This window comes from Paenibacillus taihuensis, assembly GCF_003386535.1.
Lineage (GTDB): Bacteria > Bacillota > Bacilli > Paenibacillales > Paenibacillaceae > Paenibacillus_Z > Paenibacillus_Z taihuensis.
Window position 1 is genome coordinate 35455 of sequence record NZ_QTTN01000031.1, and the last position, 21259, is coordinate 56713.

Annotated in this window: 17 protein-coding genes; 13 read left to right on the forward strand and 4 right to left on the reverse strand. The window is 48.8% G+C overall.

Annotated features, from left to right (window positions below; all coding sequences use genetic code 11):
* Nucleotides 1-242: 242 nt before the first annotated feature.
* The 5 genes from A8990_RS21965 (at nt 243) to A8990_RS21985 (ending at nt 4676) form a co-directional block, all read left to right on the forward strand.
* The gene (locus tag A8990_RS21965; RefSeq protein ID WP_116191200.1) at nt 243-1121 is read left to right on the forward strand and encodes an alpha/beta fold hydrolase; all 879 of its coding nucleotides are present in this window, start codon (nt 243-245) and stop codon (nt 1119-1121) included.
* Nucleotides 1122-1180: 59 nt separating this feature from the next.
* Nucleotides 1181-1645 (forward strand): DinB family protein, encoded by a 465-nt coding sequence (locus A8990_RS21970; RefSeq protein WP_116191201.1) that lies wholly within the window; start codon nt 1181-1183, stop codon nt 1643-1645.
* A gap of 98 nt (nt 1646-1743) precedes the next feature.
* Nucleotides 1744-3270 (forward strand): spore germination protein, encoded by a 1527-nt coding sequence (locus A8990_RS21975; RefSeq protein ID WP_116191202.1) that lies wholly within the window; start codon nt 1744-1746, stop codon nt 3268-3270.
* Nucleotides 3267-4424: a Ger(x)C family spore germination protein gene (locus A8990_RS21980; RefSeq protein ID WP_116191203.1), complete on the forward strand. Its 1158-nt coding sequence runs from the start codon at nt 3267-3269 to the stop codon at nt 4422-4424. The genes A8990_RS21975 and A8990_RS21980 overlap by 4 nt, the downstream gene beginning before the upstream one ends.
* A gap of 21 nt (nt 4425-4445) precedes the next feature.
* The gene (locus tag A8990_RS21985; RefSeq protein WP_116191204.1) at nt 4446-4676 is read left to right on the forward strand and encodes a hypothetical protein; all 231 of its coding nucleotides are present in this window, start codon (nt 4446-4448) and stop codon (nt 4674-4676) included.
* Between the two features lie 9 nt (nt 4677-4685).
* Here the strand turns inward: A8990_RS21985 and A8990_RS21990 are convergent, their stop codons facing one another.
* Nucleotides 4686-5792, reverse strand: coding sequence for a GerAB/ArcD/ProY family transporter (locus A8990_RS21990; RefSeq protein ID WP_116191205.1), 1107 nt, complete (start codon nt 5790-5792; stop codon nt 4686-4688).
* Between the two features lie 169 nt (nt 5793-5961).
* Here A8990_RS21990 and A8990_RS21995 point away from each other — a divergent pair, with 169 nt between their 5' ends.
* The 8 genes from A8990_RS21995 to A8990_RS32255 all read left to right on the forward strand — a co-directional run bounded on the left by A8990_RS21995 (nt 5962) and on the right by A8990_RS32255 (nt 16170).
* The gene (locus A8990_RS21995) at nt 5962-6183 is read left to right on the forward strand and encodes an OsmC family protein (RefSeq protein WP_245996146.1); all 222 of its coding nucleotides are present in this window, start codon (nt 5962-5964) and stop codon (nt 6181-6183) included.
* Between the two features lie 59 nt (nt 6184-6242).
* Complete coding sequence (locus tag A8990_RS22000; protein ID WP_147306848.1) at nt 6243-6560, forward strand: thioredoxin family protein; 318 nt, start codon at nt 6243-6245, stop codon at nt 6558-6560.
* A 156-nt stretch (nt 6561-6716) separates the two neighbouring features.
* A complete protein-coding gene (locus A8990_RS22005) occupies nt 6717-7073 on the forward strand; it encodes a hypothetical protein (protein ID WP_116191207.1) in 357 nt (118 codons plus the stop codon).
* Between the two features lie 207 nt (nt 7074-7280).
* Nucleotides 7281-8462, forward strand: a complete 1182-nt coding sequence (locus A8990_RS22010; protein ID WP_116191208.1) for an epoxide hydrolase family protein — start codon at nt 7281-7283, stop codon at nt 8460-8462.
* Between the two features lie 168 nt (nt 8463-8630).
* A complete protein-coding gene (gene pdxR / locus A8990_RS22015; protein WP_116191209.1) occupies nt 8631-10073 on the forward strand; it encodes a MocR-like pyridoxine biosynthesis transcription factor PdxR in 1443 nt (480 codons plus the stop codon).
* Nucleotides 10074-10271: 198 nt separating this feature from the next.
* The gene (locus tag A8990_RS22020) at nt 10272-10787 is read left to right on the forward strand and encodes a DinB family protein (RefSeq protein WP_116191210.1); all 516 of its coding nucleotides are present in this window, start codon (nt 10272-10274) and stop codon (nt 10785-10787) included.
* A 15-nt stretch (nt 10788-10802) separates the two neighbouring features.
* Entirely contained in the window at nt 10803-10946 is a 144-nt protein-coding gene (locus A8990_RS32815) for a hypothetical protein (protein ID WP_116191211.1), read from the forward strand.
* 190 nt (nt 10947-11136) lie between these two features.
* The gene (locus tag A8990_RS32255) at nt 11137-16170 is read left to right on the forward strand and encodes a fibronectin type III domain-containing protein (protein WP_245996147.1); all 5034 of its coding nucleotides are present in this window, start codon (nt 11137-11139) and stop codon (nt 16168-16170) included.
* A gap of 80 nt (nt 16171-16250) precedes the next feature.
* Here A8990_RS32255 and A8990_RS22040 read toward each other — a convergent pair whose 3' ends face one another.
* The 3 genes from A8990_RS22040 to A8990_RS22050 form a co-directional block, all read right to left on the reverse strand.
* Entirely contained in the window at nt 16251-16988 is a 738-nt protein-coding gene (locus A8990_RS22040; RefSeq protein ID WP_116191212.1) for a hypothetical protein, read from the reverse strand.
* A gap of 156 nt (nt 16989-17144) precedes the next feature.
* Nucleotides 17145-18728: an extracellular solute-binding protein gene (locus tag A8990_RS22045; protein WP_181909710.1), complete on the reverse strand. Its 1584-nt coding sequence runs from the start codon at nt 18726-18728 to the stop codon at nt 17145-17147.
* 5 nt (nt 18729-18733) lie between these two features.
* The gene (locus A8990_RS22050) at nt 18734-21052 is read right to left on the reverse strand and encodes a helix-turn-helix domain-containing protein (protein ID WP_116191214.1); all 2319 of its coding nucleotides are present in this window, start codon (nt 21050-21052) and stop codon (nt 18734-18736) included.
* Between the last annotated feature and the right edge of the window lie 207 nt (nt 21053-21259).

Sequence of the window (21259 nt, forward strand, 5' to 3'; positions counted from 1 at the left end):
CACATGGCCCGCATACTGCGGGCCAATTTTAATGTAGAGGTCAAACTGAACTCAAGAAAGGACATGACTGGAACGAAGGTTCAAAAATTCCACTTGCAAATACGGGCATATGAGACTAATATAGGTTTAGCAAGTGGCAGACGACAGATGATTGGTTGATAGCGGCATATGAGACTAAAAAATATTTTTAATGCTGGACATAATAATTCAATGATCATGGACAGAAAAGGACGGGAATTTATATGACAACAACAAATATAAACTTTCAGGAACATCGCATCGACCGTGGACAAGGCAGCATTTATGTGCGTGATTACGCAGGAACGGAACCAGCCTTTGTTCTCATGCACGGGTATCCCGACAACTTGCATATTTACGATGATTTGGTACCCCATCTTGCAGCAGGTGGGCGGAGAGTCGTTGTATTCGACTTCCTTGGGTTTGGTGATTCCGACAAACCGGCCGGTGCTAAGTACAGCTTTGAGCAACAGTTGGGCGATCTTCATGCGGTAGTTCAAAGTTTGAATCTTAACAAAATTATTCCCGTCGGACATGATTCCTCAGGTCCGGCAGCAATCAATTACGCAATTGAATATCCACAGCATGTCGATTCCGTATGCTTGCTCAACGCCTTTTATATGGAGTCGCCGACGGCGAAATATCCGGAATTTATCGAACTGTTCGCTACCACGAGTTTGAAGGCTCTCACGCAGGCCATTCTTCGCAGCCCGGAACAATTCGCATGGGTACTCGGTTTTCAGCGGAGCAAATTCCAAGAGCATTTGACAGACGAGCAAAAGGATTACTATTCGAAGTTCCTTGGTCCGATCATCGATGCTAACTTCCGCCAGCAACCGAGCTCCGGTCCCGCATTCGCGCAAATGACATCGCAGCACTTTGATGAGCTTGCCAGAAATACGAAACGAATAAATCAAATGTGGCAGATCAATGTGCCGGTCAAGTTAATTTGGGGTGAAACAGACCCATACCTCAACTATGGAATTGCCAGACATTTATCTACGCTTCTGAAAAAACCTGAACTGCATGTGTTGCAGGCTGGTCACTGGCTGCAGGTTGATATTCCAGACCAAGTTGCAGAAGTGATGTTAGCCAGGAAGTGAGATCACAATACTCTTCTTCATAAGACAAGCCCAAAAACATCTTAAAGGAGTTAATAATAATGAGAAAAGAATTTGTATTCCATTTATACAACGTAGAGCATGATAACTTTTTGAAATTACTTGATAAATGTCCGGAAGAGAAACGGAATATCACTCCCGAAGGTTTTAACACCAGCATCTATTGGCATCTGGGACATGTATTGCAGATTACGGAATTCCATGTGTTCGGTCTATCTCAACAAACCATGTCCCTTCCGGGAAACTATAAAGATCTGTTTCATTACGGTACGAGCGCGAAAGTTTGGACGGAAGAGCAACTAAACCAGCTGCCGTCATGGGATACAATGATTGTTCAATTAAAAGAGCAACGAGAACGCATTTATAACACGCTGAAAGATCGTCTGGATGAAAGCGTGCCAGAGAACTTCAAGAAAGCAGTGAGCTTTGGTGAACTGATCCTAACGACAGCCGCACATTTGTCCAATCACAACGGTGTTGTTGCCGCGATGTTGCAAACTCTTTAAGCAGATTTGACCCAATTGCCAGCATTCTCCTTGCCAATGAGTATTACTTACCATGTTTGGAATACTAAAGTAACTTGAATTGGCAAGGAGCAGCTTAAATGAGATGGTCTAAACGTCGCACGATTCGTAAATTGGACTACATGCGCAAATTGAACCGAGTGGAGTCGGAGGAAACACCGACATTTACATGCGATTTGGGACATAATGAAGATTTACTAAGAAAGACGTTCCGGAATTGCGCAGACGTTGAATACCGCAAGATAGGAGACGATCGGAGCGAGCATTGTCTTGTCGTATATATCGAGAACCTTATTGATAAAAAAATGCTTGATGAACACGTGATAAAACCACTGCTGACAAGCTTGGTCAGCAATCGCGAAATTCACGATGTAACCGAATTCATGAACAAAACGCTTCCTGTCGGAAGTATGAATATCTCACGGGATGCTGCTGAAACGACGGGGCATATTCTGGAGGGATATGCTGCCGTTCTAACCCAAGGCAGCTGTAAAGTGTTGACCGTTTCCTTGCCAGGCACATCCCATAGAAGTATTGAGGAGTCTTCGACCGAGCCTGTCATCAGAGGGGCCAAAGACGGCTTTATCGAACAGCTTTCGACGAACTTAAGTCTGATACGTCTTAGATTGAAGACGCCGAAGCTTAAGATTGAATATATAACGCTTGGCGAACACACTCGGACACGAGTAGCCGTTTTATATTTAGAGGGGATTGCTCAAGACTCCTTGGTTGATGAGGTCAGAAGACGAGTCAAACCCATCCAACTGAATGGTGTCGTCGATTCGGAGTATATCGAGGAATGCATTGAAGACCAACCGTTTTCTCCCTTTCCTCAACTTCAAAGCACAGAGCGTCCGGATGTAGTGACTGCGGAGCTGCTAGAAGGCAGAGTAGCCATTCTCGTCGATACTTCCCCATTCGCGCTTGTTGCTCCCATGACGCTATGGTCGGGCCTCCAAGCAAGTGAGGATTACTATATCCGCTGGCCAATTGCAACTTTCGTAAGATGGATCCGTTTCCTCTTCGTTAATTTTGCTATTTTTGCCCCTTCGCTGTACGTTGCAATTACAACTTTTCATCAAGAAATGATCCCTACAAATCTCGTGTTGAGCATTGCAGCCGCAAGAGAAGGCGTTCCCTTTCCGGCCATGATTGAAGCCTTGCTGCTGGAATTAACGTTCGAAGCATTGCGGGAGGCTGGCATTCGTCTTCCTAAAACGATTGGACAGGCCATTAGCATCGTGGGAGGTATTGTCATTGGGCAGGCGGCCGTACAAGCCGGGTTCATATCCTCGCCGGTCGTCATTATCGTATCCATTACCGGAATATCGTCATTTGTAATCCCGCGGTATAGTTTTGCGAACGGGATCCGGCTCCTTCGTTTTCCCATGTTATTTTTGGCCGGTGCGCTCGGGCTATATGGCATTGTTCTGGGGTATCTGCTCATTTTGTTACATCTGACTTCGCTGCGCTCATTCGGGATGCTTTATCTGTCTCCCATAGTCCCGATCAAATTCACGGCCCTGCGAGATATTCTGGTTCGGGTGCCAATATGGGCGAATTCGCGATTTAAGCCTAAATTCCATCAAGAGGGCGCAAATGAATGAAACGGATAAAATGGCTGATTCTTCTTCAGATCTTTTTCCTTAGCGGCTGCTGGGATCGCATGGAAATTAATGAGCTTGCTCTTGTTACGGGTACGGCCATCGATCTTAAGAAAAATGGCAATCTGGAGGTTTCCCTTCAAGTCGCGCTCCCTTCATCTGCTGATGGAGGACACGGCGAAGGGAAGGATGGCAAGTTCTTCGTTATTTCTGTAGAGGGCAAGAACGGAAATGAGATCCATCAGAAGCTGCAGGAAAAAAGCACGAGAAAATTGTTCCTATCTCATCGAAGCGTGGTGTATATCAGCGAAACTCTGGCGAAGGAGGGACTGAATGGCGTTCTCGATATCTTTATCCATGATCCTAGGAATCGATTGAAAACGTATCTTATTATGGTGAAAGGATCGGAAGCGAAAGATATTCTGCAGATGGACTATCCTCTAAAGCAAGTGCCGATTGAGACCGTGAAGGCATTGCAAATTTCGGGAGGAGAATTAGCGGTAACGATACGCGATTTCTATATTGCGTTAGAAAGCGAAGGGATTCAACCTGTAATGAGTGTTATTGAGGTTGACAACCAGTCTAAATCGAAAAACCAATTATTTAATTTTATGGGAGCTGGCGTGTTTAAGGACCTCAAGCTGGCCGGGGTCTTGAATGAAGAAGATTTGCTCGGATTCATGTGGACGACGAACAAATTGAATTACGGCCGGGTTACGGCTTATCTGCCTGATGGCAGAGGGGAAGTAGGGTTAATCGTAACGCATGCAAGCAGCAAAATCATCACTCATACAGAACAGGGTTCCGCAAAGTTCAAAATCATGTTGAGTGGTCAGGGCGGATTAGTCGAGAACAATTCAACGCTTAATGTCAGCGATCCAGAAGAGATGAAACAAATTAAGCACGCATTGGAAGATGCGGTAAAGAAACAAGTTCAACGGTTTATTGCAAAAATCCAAAAGGATTATAATACCGACAGTATCGGTTTCGGTCACGAAATTTATAAGAAAGCTCCGAAGCAGTGGGAAGCGATGAGAAATCAGTGGGATGAGCTGTTTCCGAAAGCGGAAATCGGAGTTGAAGTTAAATTAAGAATTAATGGCTCAGGCATGGTCAACCCAACCTTTGGGAAATACCATGGGATGGTAACCGAATAGGCGTGAGAAGGAGCTCGGAAGATGATTGTTAAAATCATTGCCTTTGTGGCTGTGCTGGTGTGCTGGACATTCTATATTGCTAAGTCCTTGCTCCATAAAAAAAGGCCTAAAACAGCAGCCGTGTACTGTTGTTTGATGGCCTTATGCATAGTGGAAGGGGCTTTATACCTCGCCGACGTCTATTTCCCGTTCTCAATCGCTCCTGTACGCTTCTTTTTCGAGCCAATCGGAAAAAAACTGTTAACGCCTTAATCGGTAGGGTTACTCGTTACCCTGCAAGGTTTTGTTCCCGAATCTTTTGAAAGTATCAATCATGAGGAGCAACAGCGGTAAAATCAGTTGAGTGAAAAAAGCATAGATCGGATACGTATACCGCAAAAAATAACCGAGCTCCGTTGAGTTATGGAATAAGGATACGGAGCCAATCACTGAGAAAAGCGTAATCGGTACGATAAAATGGCGATATTTATTCAAGTTGAAAAGTTGCCCGATGCTTAGACAGATAATAAAAAAGGTCAAGGATATCTTAACAAAGCTAGCTGTAACCCAGATCACGACGGCAAAAGCCTCCAAACGTTCGAAGCTTCCGGTTATGCCGATATATTGGATCACGCTTAATAAAGGAAAAGTCAAATTATCCGTTAACGGCCCAAAGACCATGATAAGAGGTATTAATGTGAAAGCGAGCAGCGCAGATACCGCTGACAAAGAAAAGAACGAAGCTTTGATCGCTTTTCCAGGTTGATTCAAATAGGGGAGAAACCACCCTATAATAAAGAATTGAGATAAGTACGCAACCGGATAAATGCTTGCCCGAAGAACGGGAACAATCCCTTTGCTCATGACGGGAAAGAGTCTCTCTGGATTCGATTCCGCGAGCATGAGGAATAGAAGCGGAATGAAAAAGACGAAGATCAACAAGCTAAGATATTCATTGGATCTTGCTATGGATTCAATGCCCAAATAAACGGCAATCGCGCAAACGATTGCCAAGGTCAGGCTGATAACGATCGCCGGAGATTTCATTAGCAGAACGGTATTAATGAACTGAACGTGTTGATTAAGCAAGAAGAGGTTCACATGAACCCAATAGAAGATGAAATAGCAGCCCAACGCTTTACCAGCCCACTTGCCTAGGATTCGGCTGCTGTACTCTATTATCGTCAATCCAGGATATCGCTTAGATAACGTGGTCATGACCCAAATGGATAAAGCTCCGCATGTTATCGCAGGAAATATTGAAATCCAAGCATCATGCTGCGCGATCTGTGCCATCAAACTTGGAATGATAAGAATGACAGTGGGTGATATGAATGAAAACAAGAGCAAGCTAAATTGGATTCCTGATAGTTGTTCAACGGGCTTCATCGCGGCGATATCCTCCAAGAAGAATCAGAGTGTAGATTATGTTAAGTATTTCCATCTTCTAAAGAGGCGATACAAATGGAGAGTCGGAGAACGTGACAAGTATACGAATGAATGCAGAGGATACCTTAATGTTGTGTCCACAATTTGGAATGAAAAAGAAGAGGAGCGCATGCGAGAATGGATAAAATCGGAAGGCGTTTCCATCGTCTCCAGCGTCACGCTAGGCAAGGATGCGAATGACGGCTATGTGCTGGCTGTAACGTTTGATATTACGATCAAAGGCGTTGAACGCAGCGTCGCGCAAGAAATCGTCGATGAAGCGCATAAGGTTTGTCCTTACGCAAGAGCGACCCGCGGCAATATCGAGGTTATTTCGAACGTTGTCGGTTAAGGGATACCAAGTAGCCGCATTACACAAGAGGAGGTCGCAAGGTGGAGGTCCATTCATTAATGAAAGAAACGTTCAAGGGACAAATAGACCATGGAATCACGCTCGTAGACTTCTATAAGTCTGGAGATAACGCTTGTCAGGAGCAGCTTCTCACCGATCAAAGCCTAGTCCAAGAAGTAAGATTTCAAGCTGCCGTAGCCAAAGTTGATGTGGATCAGGAGCAAGAGCTCGCAACTGAATACGGCGTGTCGAGCGTACCAACATTATTGCTGTTCAAAGACGGATACAAAGTAGAAACCTTTGTCGGGCAGCATAGCAAGGAGGAATTGAAGAAACACATCATCAGTTATGCAACGATGAGTGATTCTTGCGTCTAGGGAAATGCAATGACTTGTAGCCGGGCCGGTCAAACGACCGGCTTTTTTTATGGATTGAAACAACACGGCTATTTTGGACCTGTACTGCCTTCCATACGGTTGTTATAATTCACGGGGATACAGCAGGAATTAATATTGATTAAAGGAAGTAATTGGATGAAAAAAGGCTGGTTTGAATTGGATTTGCATAACATTGATGATTACTGCGGTGATTGCTATAAAACGTGGGCGATCCGTATTTACTCGTATGACGATGAAGACGCAGCAACTCCGGATGTGACTTTGATTTTGAGTCCAGTGAAAGGACTCGGCAATAGTTATTGCATTATGGAGTATTCGATTACATATGTAGGTCGTGAAATCATGTTTGATGAGGCAACGGAATTAGTAAAGAGGCTAGATGAGTTGTCCGGCACGAAAGATACAGTTAGCTTGACCGAGCATTTGATGATCTGCCGCGAATTTTTTAATGAAGGAAAGTCCACTGCAAATTCAGGTACTGTCAGACGATGATCTATGCATATTTCGGATACACCGAGTCGAGAGCCGTCGGTTACGATGGCTTTTTGGCATTTTCGGGCGCACGCAATGTAACTGTTAAATTAATTTTTGATAGTTACTTGTTTTTGGGATTAGATCGTGCTATATTACTACTTGTAACTTTTAAATTTATATTTAGTTAGTTACAAATCAAAAACGCAAATAAAAGGAGATCATAAAATGACACAACAAGACAACAACATCATCCGCCCGTTTCACATTCATGTGCCAGAAGAAGAACTAGTTGAATTGCGCAACCGCATTAATGCAACCCGCTGGCCGGACAAAGAAACGGTATCGGATCAATCTCAAGGCACGCAGCTTGGAACGATTCAAGAGCTCGCTCGCTACTGGGCGAATGAATATGACTGGCGTAAAGTCGAAGCGAAAATTAACAGTTATCCGCATTTCCTTACGGAGATCGATGGTCTTGACATTCACTTCATTCACGTTCGTTCGAAGCATGAAAATGCCATGCCGATCATCATTGCACACGGCTGGCCGGGTTCGATCATTGAGCAACTGAAGCTCATCGAGCCGTTGACTAACCCTACGGCGCACGGCGGCAGTGAAGCTGATGCATTCCATGTCGTAATTCCATCCATGCCTGGCTATGGATACTCGGGCAAACCGACTGAGACAGGCTGGGGTCCTCAGCGCATCGCCAGTGCATATGGCGAACTGATGACGCGTCTTGGCTACGAGAAGTATGTGGCGCAGGGCGGTGACTGGGGAGCGATTGTTGTTGACTTTATGGGCGTTCAGGAGCCTGAAGGCTTAATGGCACTGCACACCAACATGCCTGGCGTAATTCCGGCTGATGCCGATGCAGCAATCTGGTCCGGCAATCCGCTGCCAGCAGGCCTGTCGGAAGAAGAGAAGGAAGCATGCGCGCAAGTCCTTGAGAATAAATTTTATTATGCTTTCATCATGGGAGACCGCCCGCAATCGCTGACGGGACTCGCGGATTCGCCAGTCGGATTGGCTGCATTTATGATCGACCACGATTATAAGAGCCTTGCGATGATTTCGAGATCGTTTGCCGGAGTCAATGAGGGTCTTACTCGTGACGACGTTCTCGACAATATCTCGCACTTCTGGTTTACGAACTCTGCGATCTCTGCGGCTCGTCTTTACGGTCAGAACAAACACTCCTTCTTCGGTGTTAAAGGTGTACAGCTGCCGGTTGCCGTCAGCGTTTACCCGGACGAGCTTTATGTAGCGCCAAAGAGCTGGACAGAGAAGGCATACCCGAATCTAATCCACTTCAACAAGCTGCCGAAAGGTGGACACTTTGCTGCTTGGGAGCAACCGGAGTATATGGTTTCTGAGCTGCGGACAGCATTCAAGACGCTGCGCTAATCGATCATCTTAGAGAGAACAATATGATGTAGCAGAAGACGACTGCCGGTGTTGACGGCAGTCGTTTTTTTGTCTGAGCCTGCATTCAGCGGACTTGCTTAACGGAATATGTTGAGTATCGAAAGCGAAGAATAGGAAGTGTATTTTACCGGAAATGTAGGTGTAAGCGTGTGGTATATAAACCGTAACGATGCAAAACCCATATGGCAACAAATGCTGGACCAAGCCATCAGCCAAATTTCCAGCGGTAATTGGCAACCGGGACAGTTATTGCTTCCTTCTCGAGAACTAGCGCAGCAGTTAGGCGTTTCGCGCTCCACGATACAGATCGTATACGAAGAATTGAAAGCACGCGGCTACATCTATACCTCAAGGAGAGGAGGTACAAGGGTAAGCCGAGGGATGAAATGCATAGATGGCAATCCCGATCTTCAACAGAAACAAGGTCCGCTGCTGCCTTCATTACCGTTCTTGGATGCATCTGTCGATCATCTGAAGGAATGGCTTAAAGGTGAAGATGCTAATCATGTCACCATTGATTTCAGCCCGCACGAGCCTTACGTAGATACGATCTTTCTTAAGACTTGGAAACAAGCTTACCTACATGTCTCCTCTTCCATGAATCCATGCGACTGGGCATATGGAAATAACAGTTATGGATATATGCCGTTACGTGAACAAGTTCAGCGATACCTGTCAATCGAACGGGGAATTAATGTTCAGACGGAACAGATCCTGCTAACCTCTGGTGCACACCAAACCCTCCAACTAATCGCGCAAGGTTTGCTGACGGAAGGCGACATGGTCACCGTCGAAGATCCGGGATTCCCGGCATCATGGTTGGTCATGAGAGACCGGCGTATGAATGTCGTGCCGATCCCGGTCGATGAATTTGGTCTGGTCGTTGATCGCATCCCTCAGGAATCCAAATTAACGTTTGTAACACCTTCACACCAATGTGCAGTCGGTGCCGTACTATCGGAGCCAAGGAGGCAGCAGCTGATTGAATGGGCTGTTAAGAATCACAGCTGGATCGTAGAGGACGACTATGACGGTGAATATCGTTATCGCGGAGAACCGCTGCCGCCCCTGTTTAGCCAAGCATCAAAAAACACCTTGTATATGATCAGCTTCTCCAAAATGATCGCTCCTGGTATCCGTCTATCCGCATTAGTCGGATCAACAGAGGCAATCGCGCAGCTTGCGCGAGTTCAGGAGCTGCTTTACCGTCATGTACCCATAATGGAAGCAGTGACACTGACCCGTTTCATTGAGCAGGGTCATTTTATTAGGCATTTGAGAAGAGTGCGAAACCTATATAGACGCCGTCACGAATGCATGTATAAAGCCATTCTTGCAAATGGATTAACCAACCGGTTTACTTTATCTGAAATTGAGACGGGATCGCATCTACTTCTGGAAGCTGAGCCTTCATTTGATGAAGCTTTCTTCACCTCAATCCTGCTGAAGCGGGGGATTCGTGTTTATCCTCTTAGCCTATATGGTTTGGAGAGTACCAGAAGGGGGTGGGTGCTTGGATTTGCAAAAGTGGATGAGAAGGCGATTGAAGAGGGAATCGCTGTCCTGGCCGAGGTTTTGTTGAATTCATAGTCTGCCATCTCTAGATATCATTCGGTATGGACTGTTCTGAAATATTAGCTTTGGATGTGTACGAGCACTCCATTTGTTGCTATAGTACGAGTGTGGCAGATTTGCTGCTAGGCTTTGGCCGGCCAGACTAAATCATTCAATAGACCGTGGCCCGTATTCGTCGGGCCATGTTTTTTTAGCCTGATTTGGAGGTGCGCAATGAGCGAGGATTTCGTTTGGAGAGTATTTGACAAACATATGAATCAATTGATTCGTCTATTCAAGAAGTGTCCGCCTGAACAACGAAGAGTCATTCCGGATGGCTTTCATAATAATGTCCATTGGCATTTGGGACATGTTCTTTACATTACCCAACATGAAGTACTCGGTCTATCTGAGCGGCCGCTTGTTCTTCCGGAAAGCTATGAAGACTTTTTTGCATTTGGAACAAAACCAGCAGATTGGAAAGAAGATCCACCGGAGTGGGATCTGCTAATTGCGCAATTGAAGGAACTTCGCCATTATATCCATGAATCGCTCGAGCATAGATTGACTGAACCTGTGGGGGAAAACTTTCTACGCGCTCGAGATATAAGCGAGCTCGTATCCTTGACTTCGCTGCATTTATCCTACCACCAAGGAGTTGTGTACGGCATGTTGAAATCGATGAATATGAACACCAACGAGGAGGAGCAGGTCACTCCGTCTACTGGAAGCTTTCTGGAAGAACGTTAATCCTACTATAAACCGGTGGTAACGAAGATTGCCGAAGCAACACCTTTCTACAAAGCAGAAGAAGAACACCAAAATTATTACAGCAGTATCCGAGTAGCCAAACGGAAAGCTCGCCAGCAGTGCTTCATATCAAGATATTCGGGCGTGTATACCTCTTGAGATCAATGGCTCGAGCAAGGATTGCCTGCCTTAATCGCACTTGTGCTCGTACTAGTCCAGTAGATTACGCCTCGCGTGCTTTTCTGTCCAAATTTCCAAGCTCCAGTCCAAAAATCGTAGTTCTGTCTCAAATGTTTTGGAGCGCTCCTTCTTATACTCTTCGTAGCAAAAGATGAAGGGATGTGGATTGATGAGACGAAAGGTTTCAGTATTGGGGCTTGTGCTGGCCATGCTTATGGGCATGGTGTTCACATGGGCACCAAGACAGGCTGCAGCAGCAGGCAGTACGTACTACGTCGATGCAGCGAGCGGGAATGACATGACAGGCAACGGCAGTACCGGCAGTCCATGGAAAACGATCAGCAAAGCGGCTAGCGTCGCCATCGCCGGCGACACGGTCAAGATCCGGTCGGGTGTGTACCGCGAGACGGTAAAGCCGTCGAATTCGGGCACGGCCGGCAATCCGATTACGTTCATGCCGGATACGGGAGCCACCGTTACGGTGAGCGGAGCAGATCCGATCACAGGCACATGGACGGTGCACTCCGGAAGCATCTACAAAACAAGCGCGAACCTGCAGATGGGCGATTATCTCGATTCAGTCTATGTGGACGGCGTCGCGAACAATTTGGCACGCTCGCCGAATACCGACGTTGGCAATCTGTACGATCCTAATCTGTACCTCGCGAAATTCCCGGATACGAATCGCAATACGCTCGTCGATACGACGAATCTGACTCAGCCGGACGGGTATTGGGACAATGCCGCGCTCTTCATCGAAGATTCAGGGGCTTGGAACTTCAGCAGCGCGCTCGGCACAACCTACACGCAAGGCCACTTGAATTTGAAAACCTCTCAATCCGCGTACAATTTGAAGCTCTCCTCCTACGACAACACGCTTAAGCTGATCGGCGCAGACGGCTCCGTCCTTGGCAGCGCGAATGTGACCGTCACGCCGAACACGACCTACAATCTGAAAGTGGCCGCATCCGGCAGTACCCTTAACGTCTATTTGAACAACGGCGCAACGCCGGTCATTACGGCGACCAATTCTGCGCTGAAAGAAGGCTCGTTCGGCCTCGGCGTTGAATCCAGCACCGGCACGACGGCCGCAACCGCAACGTTTACGAACGTGAACGCCACGATTACGAGCCAGAATCCGAACCAAGCGACCGGCCGTTATGCGCCTAACTTTACGAGCAACATTAAAGGCTGGAGCCACGGCGAGGAGGCCGGCTACTGGAAAGGCGACGGCGCGACATTGACCGGCTATACCCAGCCGCAGACGAACAGCGGATCGACGTGGTATTATTCCACGACAACCGCGAAGGATTTCACCTACTCGGCGGACGTCAAGATTACCAGCGCGTCTGGCGGAATGGTCTATCTGCAGTTCCGCAAGGAAGAATCACCAGGGAGTGTCATCGACCTTGCCGACTGGGGCTTAGGCACGCCGGAATATTACATCATGGGCAAGTTGGCCGCGCTGGACTATCCAGGCGAATGGTACTACGACAAAGCTTCCGGAACCTTGTACATGCGCACAACGACAAGCGATAGTCCGGCAGGCCACGCGGTCGAGGCGAAAGCCAGAAATCTCGCTTTTGACCTGACGGGCAAGAACTACATTACCGTCTCCGGCGTGAACCTGTTTGCCGCGACGATCGATATGACGGACGGCTCGAATGACGTCATTGACGGCATTCATGCCAAATATCTGTCCGAGTACAACAAAGCCGTCTCGTATTCCACGGGCATATGCCTGTGCGGTACGAACGACACGCTGAAGAACAGCGAGCTGCAGTATTCATCCGGAGCGCTCGTGACGATCTCGGGATCGAACAACAAGCTCTTCAACAATCTGATCCATGACGGCACTTATGGTCCGATCGTGTTCAATTCCGCGGTTGAGATTCTCGGCATCGGCCATCTCATCAGCAATAACGAAGTCTATCATGCCGGCCGTTCGCTCATCGGCGGCGAGTTCTATGCGAGCGTTATTCAGTATAACAACTTCCATGACGCGAACTATTTTGCGACGGATACCGGACTTCTGTATACCGCGCACAACGGACTCGGCAACTCGGAGATCCACAACAATTACTGGCATGGAAGCGGGTATCGGTACAACGGTCCGAACGGCACGCGCGGCGATTGGGTCGGCGGCGTATATCTGGATGAACACACGACGGATGCGCTCGTCTACAAGAACGTTTCGTGGAGCTTGCCGTGGCACAACATCATCGCGAACCATCTGTCGGGCAATGTACAGATCTATAACAACACGACCTATAATACATCCGATATTTATGTATCTTCACCGACGTACGGTCTGGAAGCGTACAAAGACCGCATTGTGAACAACATCGCGCTCGACGCGCTCGATACAGGCGCATCCACGATCGGCGCGACGTTCTCGAACAATCTGACATCAGGAACTCCGAACTATGTGAACGCATCCGGAAATGATTTTCATCTGCAAACTTGGGCAATTGCCAGCAACGCGCTTGATTATCAGAGCGACAATCACTATTCCGCTACGACGGGCTCCTATTATCAGGTTCGGTTCAATGGCACGCAGATTAAGCTCTATTCGGAGAAAGACACGGTAATGGGCATCGTCGGCGTCTCGATTGACGGCGGTACGGAAACGATGGTCGATACGTATTCGGCGACGCATACGGGCAATACGCTTGTATACACGAGTCCGACATTGTCGGCAGGACAGCATACGATGAAGGTGCGGGTGACAGGGACGAAGAATGCAAGCGCCTCGTACTTCTGGCATGTCGCAGACCGGGTAGACATCATCTCCGGTTCCGGCACGACAACCGTGAATGACAGCGTCGTCGGCACCGGTAACAACCAGTTCGAGTTTGTCGGCGGTTCGAATGCCATCGATTACGGCACGCCGATCCGCGGCATTACGACGGGGTATGTCGGAACAGCGCCGGATGCAGGCGCCTATGAGTCGGGAGGAGCAGACTGGACGGCAGGCGTAAACTTCGCCAGTCCGCCAAATCCAACCTATCAGCTCGTCGATACGGATTTCAAGAATTTGCTTACGAACGGCCGCTTGGACCTTAACCGGATGAAGCAGCCGAACATCGACAGCCTCTATGGCTGGACGAAGACGAATTCGCAGACGGCACAACCGGCATTCGACTATTCCGGGCAAAAGGTTTCCTCGCGCTGGCAGTGGGAGACGGGAATAAGCTTGGGAACTGGCGCGGATGGCATTGAGCAGACGATTACAGGCCTTACGCCGAACACGACGTATGAGCTGCGCGGCTTCATCAGGGCCGGGGCATCCGGGCAAACGGTGCGGCTTGGCGTGAAGAACTATGGCGGAACGGATACGTATCAGGAGAATACGACGACGGACTGGACGGAGAAAGTCTTCACGTTCACGACCGGTGCGGCGAGTACGAGCGCGACCATCTACGGCTATAAGCCAACGACCGGCGGCTATGGTTTCGTGGATGATCTCTCCGTCACGGTGGTTACGGCAGGTACAGGAGGCAGTGACACAACCGCTCCGAGCGCGCCCTCGGGCCTAACGGTTACTTCGGTCACCGATACAAGCGCATCCTTATCTTGGACGGCATCGACAGATAACGTCGGGGTTACCGGCTACAAAGTGTACCGGGGCGGAACCGAGGTCGGAACGGCAACAGGCACGAGTTATACCGACAGCGGACTGACGGCGAGCACGAGCTACACGTATACGGTCAAAGCTTACGATGCCGCAAGCAATCTGTCGGCTGCGAGCAATTCGGCTAATGCGACTACGACTGCAGGATCTGGCGGCGGAGGCGGATATTCGGAGAATTTCGAGAGCACGACGATTGGGCAGATGCCTTCGGGCTGGACGGTTAATGCGCCGGGAGGTTCGGCATCGGTGCAGCAAGTTGCGGACGGTTCCGCCACCACGAATCACGCGCTCACCTTGACTCAGTCCTCGGGCTCCTATGGGGTGGCAGATGTTTCGGCGACGAAATTGTTCACTGCCGCAACCGGAACGGTCACGGTGGATACCCGGATGCAGGCGAATCAGACGAACGCGCTCATCACCGGTCCGGTACTGTTGAACAGCAGCGGAACGCCGATTGTTCAGATCGCATTCCGCGATGACGGCAAGATTGGCTACGTCAACTCGAGCATCGCTTGGACGGACACGTCGGTCTCCTATGCAGCCAATCAATGGTACGACGTGCATCTGGTCGTGAACCTGACGGCAGGCACGTTCAACCTCAGCATCAACGGAACGGCTGTTTTGACGAATGAGCCCGTGATGGCTTCTTCGGCTAATCTGGCGAAGATTCAGTTCGCAACGAACATGTGGTATTCAGGCACGGCTTCATTCGATAATATTTCAGTCGGCACAGGGGATACGCAGGCGCCGACCGCTCCGACCGGGCTCGCTGCAGCATCGGTTACGGATACGACGGCATCCCTGACTTGGACGGCATCGACGGATAATGTAGGCGTGACCGGCTACAAAATCTATCGGGACGGAACAGAGGTTGGCACAGCTTCCGGAACGAGCTACACCGATACGGGACTAACGGCTAACACGACCTATACGTACACGGTCAAGGCGTACGACGCCGCGGCGAATCTATCTGCCGCGAGCGGCTCTGCACAAGCGAAGACTGCCATCTATGCAGAAGCATTCGAAGGCACGACGGTCGGGCAGATGCCGTCCGGATGGAACGTGAGCGCGCCGGGAGGCTCGGCTTCTGTGCAGCAGGTCGCGGATGGCGCGGCAACGACGAACCATGCGCTCACCCTTACGCAAACTAGCTACGGTACGGCGGATGTCACCGCATTCAAGTCCATAACCGCGGCCACCGGCACGGTTACCGTGGATACGCGCATGCTTGCGAATCAAACGACGGCATTGATTACGGGGCCTGTCCTCATCAATGGCAGCGGCGCGAACGTGGTGCAGATTGCCTTCCGCGATAATGGGAAGATCGGCTACGTGAACTCCAGCATGGCGTGGACGGATACCTCCGTCACTTACGCGGCGAATCAGTGGTACGATGTTCATCTTGTCGTGAATCTGGCGGCAGGCACATTCACGCTCTCGATTAACGGTACGGCTGTATTGACTAACGCGCCAGTCATGACGTCTTCAACGAATATTGCGAAGATCCAGTTCGCGACGAACATGTGGTATCCAGGCTCGGCTTCGTTCGACCGAATCCAGATCGGTTAAAGTAGAAGAGAGAAGAGAGAAGAGAGAAGAGAACCTCGATGCGCATGCATCGAGGTTCTCTTTGTAAGGAACAAGCGGTCTTATGCTTTCAAAGGAAGCTGTTCTTTCACGGATTTCAATTTGCAGTGAACATGCTCATGCAAATTCATGGCGCCGCGGTGTTTCGATTGATACAGACAGCCGTGCTTGCAAGTGTAAACGGGAATCACTCTCTGAGATGGAGGCTGTTCTTCCTTCTGCGTATGATTCATCCATAATGGACTCGTTTGCGTGAACCGTTCAAACCGTTTCACTCGTTCTTCAAGCAGCTGAATGTCTAGCCACCCCCGGTCCACCATGCAATATACAAGAGGGTCCACTCCCAAGTCTCTTCTGACAACCTCCAGGCATTTGGGCTGGAAGGCATTAATATGAATCAAGAAATTTCTGACGCTCATATTCTTGTTGAACATGGTAGCGGTTTGATACATGCGATGAGGCAGCGTAGTGATTCGGGTTTCCGGGAGCCATCCTTCGAAGACCATAAAACCGCCTTTCATTTTATTATCAACAGAATAAACAAGCGGCAAGCCGTTCTCCAGCGGAAGCCGTTTCTTTCGACGCTTGTCCATCTGCTCGTCTGGATAGTCCACCTCGATATGAAGGGAATCCATTTTTACCGACTTCCCTTTCCAATCCCACACCTTCACAATTTCCATCCTCGTAGGAATGACATGACGATGATAGAGCATACCCCAGCTATTAAATCCTACAAACGTGTACTTCTGACCAATCTGAATTCCTTGTGCGACCAATTCCAAATCCTCGTTAAGTAACATGAAACGCCGCCTTTTAAGTGATTTAGATAAGTACATTGCCATTTTATAAAAATTGGGATCGTTTTTGTGTCGAGATTCCCTGTTGGATTCTTTGTATTTTTGTCGACTGGTGGCCATAAATAAAGAAGCTTAGCGCGACTCGCTAAGCTTCTAGATTCACCTTATGTTCATGTTCAGCTTTTTCTGATCTTCCGGCAGCTTGGCGAACTTCTCGCGGTACATGTCTAACACGCGCTGGTAGCCCATTCTGCCAAGCTCTTCTTGAAACGAGTTCCAGTCGCTGTCCATGTTCAGCTCGCCCGTGACGAACTTGATCAGTTTCTCCGTTATAAATTTGTCTAGCGGGGTCATAATCTTCGTAATCGTGTTCAGCTCATCCTGTTTGAACGGAACGGCCGGTCCATCGAAGAAACCGATCCGGCTTGCATTTTCGTTATAGGACTGCTGTGCTTCGAGCCCCAATGCTCCCCAACGTCTCTTATATTCCGCGTCTTGGTCGTAGGGAGCCCATATACCCGATCGACCGTCGACGCCTAGCTGCTCCGGTGTTACTGTCCCCGTCGGGTTCATTTTCGTGTGAACCTTGGACGTATACGTACGCTCCCCGTTAGCCCAGACAAACGTATTTCCTTCGATCCCCCAATTGGTCAGCTCCATCATTGCATCCGAATATTGCGCATCAAGCAAGCGGATTAATTCGTCGATATGTTTGGACTTGGCGTTGATCGCGATGACCCACGTTCCCTGCGTATTCGGATACTGAACTTTCTCGAGTGCTTGAAGTCCGGTATCGGTAACGAAAGGGAGGACTGCTTTCAGGTTAAACATGGAATCTTGTTTTGTGCCTTTCTCCTGCCACCCATCCATCTCTGTAAAATAATCGTTAAATATAGCGAATGTCTTGCCGGATGTAATGTTCTCGAAATACTGCGATTCCGCGGTCGTTGCAAAATCAGGATCAATCAGCTTCGCCTCGTAAAACTTCCTGGCAAGCTCGACTGCCTTCTTGTAGTTGCTCTCCACAGGGCCGAACTTATAAACCAACTCTTCGTTATTAAAGTAAATCCCGCCATGCGTGTGATAGGCCATAAAGAAGCTTTCCAAGAGCCGGTTCGGCCCCCAACGATTCGAAATCGGCTTCGAATCCGGATATATGTGCTTGAGCTGCTTGAGCGAATCGTATAACTCATCGAACGTCTTCGGAAGCAGCATCCCATTGCGATAGAAAATATCCGCACGCAGCATATAGCCGACCGGCATTTGCCCGTACGTGTTGAAGCCGTCAATCCCATACAGCTTACCATCCTCTGTAACGATGCTGCGGTAGATTTCCGGGTACTTGCTTATCCAGCGCTGCAAATTCGGCATCCGATCCAAGTAAGGCTGCAGATCGAGCAGCATCCCTTGCGGACCGAATCGCTGCACCATATCTTTATCGATGATGAAGATATCCGGTTTCTCTCCGGACGAGGCCAGCAGCTGCTTGATGCGTTTCATATAATCGTTCAGCGGAAACTGAATCCAATCGAACTTCAGCTGCGTAAGCCGCTCGTACTCGAGGTCGATCATCGTATTCCGTTCCCTGGCGAAGGAAGGGACGGCTGCTTTAATCACAACCGGCGGCTCGGCTTGCTTGCCAGCAGTCTTCTTATCGAATACGACGAATAAACAAGCAGCCGCGAGCAGAAGTACAGCAGTTGGTAAGGCTGCCAGGATAATTCTTCGATGTCTCTTCAGCATGGATCTCATCCCCTCTCTGCCGGACCTTGTTGATGCTGCGCTTGGCTCCCCTTACGGTACTCGTTAGGGGTCACGGCTTCGAGCTTCTTGAACATGCGAATAAAGGCGTTCGCATTATTGAAGCCGACTTGCTTGCCGACGTCGTTGACCGTAAGCGCCGATCCAATCAAGAGCTCCTTCGCTTTATCGATCCTCAGTCCATTGATGTAGTCGGTAAAAGTAACGCCTAGCTGCTTTTTGAAATATTGCGAAACATAGTTGGCATTCATGTTGAAACGATCGGCAATCGTCGTCAAGTTGGCCTCTGGCAAATGCTGCGCGATATAATCCAGCATGCCATGGATCGCCTTCGACGATTGGAGCTGGTTCTGAATATGAACGGACAGCGCGCGATAGATATCCCGGCATAAGGATTCCATGATCCGGGGATCTTGAAAGGTGCCGATGTAAGGGATGACTTCGTCAGCAGGCATACCAAATAGAGATTGACCGTCTATGCCTCGAACATAGACGATCTCGACTGCGAGATAGAGCAGATCGCTTGCCAGCTGTTTGAATGATTTGAACGGCATGTCCTGAGCGTGGGCTTCTTCGAGCAGCTGTTCCAGCAAATGAGCGGAGCCCTCCACATTTCCGTGATCCATATACTTGTATAGCATTTCTTTCTTATCCGCAGCGATATAAGCGCTAGCTCTGCTGCCTCGGGATTCATCCGCATCCGTAAACAGGATGCCTGCTTTATTCACGCTTCGCCAATCCAAGACAGCGCAAGCTTCTTTATAGGCCTGCGAGGTTTGCTCTAATTGATGGAATATCGGGCTCATGCCAACAGCCAGATGTACGCTATCCTTCTCACCCTCTATGAATGCCGCCGATAAATCGCCTAACCGCCGGACACTCGCATGTACATCCTCCGCGTGATGTTCCTGGAAGAACAGAACGCTCTCATGCTCGGAGATATCAAGCACCGGCTTGTTGAAGCCGGCTAAAAGCCGTTTCAAATCTGCAGGCGACCGCTCGCTCCGAGCGGAGAAGCTGACTCTGACGACAACAACGGCAAGACGGTCTCCGCCCCGAAAAAAATCGTATTTCTGCTGCAGGCGGTCAATGTCAGCGTGATCGATCTGCTGATTCAGCGCACGGTACAGCAAGATTTGCAGAAGCGAAGGCATGCTTTCCTGATGGAACTGCTGCAATGACGTCATATTTTCTTTTATATACTCGTATTCTGATCCGCCATGCTCGAAGGGCGACAACGCAAATCGTTTCATCTGGATGACGATGTCTGCCAGCGGCGAATAGATGCCCCGCGTGAATATGGCCGAGAAGAACGTCCCGATCAGCATGAACAAGACGATTACACCAATGGTCCAGTATAGAAAATTGTTCGTTGGGCCGGTCAGCATATGCTCCGGTGTTACGATCAGAAATCCGAGATTATTCCAGGTCGAATGTTGAAATGACAGCATGTACCGCTCACTGCCGATTTTCGCGGTCGATTCGGTTTTGCCTTCGGTCACATTCAAGCGGAGTGTCTTTGCATCGAAACGTTCGCCAAGCATTTTGCGGTCTGTCGTGCTAATAAATCGGTTATGATGCGTATCGACGAGGTAAATTTCGCCCTTTTTCGTGATGTTCATCTCATCGATCAATTGATAAATTTTCTGTTCGTCTATGTTAATGATCATGTAGTTGCGCGCATGAGCAAGGCTTTCGATGTTTAGAAGAAGCGGAACGATGCTCTTATATCGTTTCTCGCCGGAGTCGCCGCTCTGCGTCATTACGTCGGTAGCGGAGAAGATGGCAGAATCGCTGCCACTCGCGAGCGCGTTGTTCCAGAAGGCTTGCGGGTAATCCTTGTAGCGATAATGAAGATTGAAATAGAAAGTCGGATTGTACGATCCGGAACCGGCCAGTATTGTATGGATGTTCTGGAAATAGATAAAGGCGTCATCGACGACATCATCGCTAATATACAGATCGGACAGCTTATTGCTTAATTCGTAGGAGGAGGAACTATAGTTCTTCTGCGATTTGTCCGTCATCGCAACCAGATTGAGAAAGTCGGAATCGGAGGCAACGCTGTAGCCTTTGTCTTTGAGTTTGTTGAACAAGCCATCAAGCGTCGAGGAGACAGCGCGCAAATAGTTCCGGTTCGATTCTTTCGCGTCGTTGATCATCCGGTAGTTCGAATAAACCGCTATCGTGGCGGACGAAACCATGAGCAGCATAGTCAGCACGAAGAAGCGCAGGAAAATGTTAACCAGCGTTTTTTTCTTCATGCTAGCAGTCGCTTTGCGCGTAATCGACTTCAACAGTTGCATCCTGATTTCCTCCTATGACGGGTAAAGGACAGACATGTAGATTTCAACATACATGATAGGAACGGATAGCGTCAAGAAACATGTTTCGCGGGCCGTACCTAACAAATGTTATATAGCCGAATCTAACATTTTGATGATGATCTAACATCTTTTAAATTGCGGATGAAAGCGATTTCCGAGTATCGTGTGATCAGACAACGGACGTTC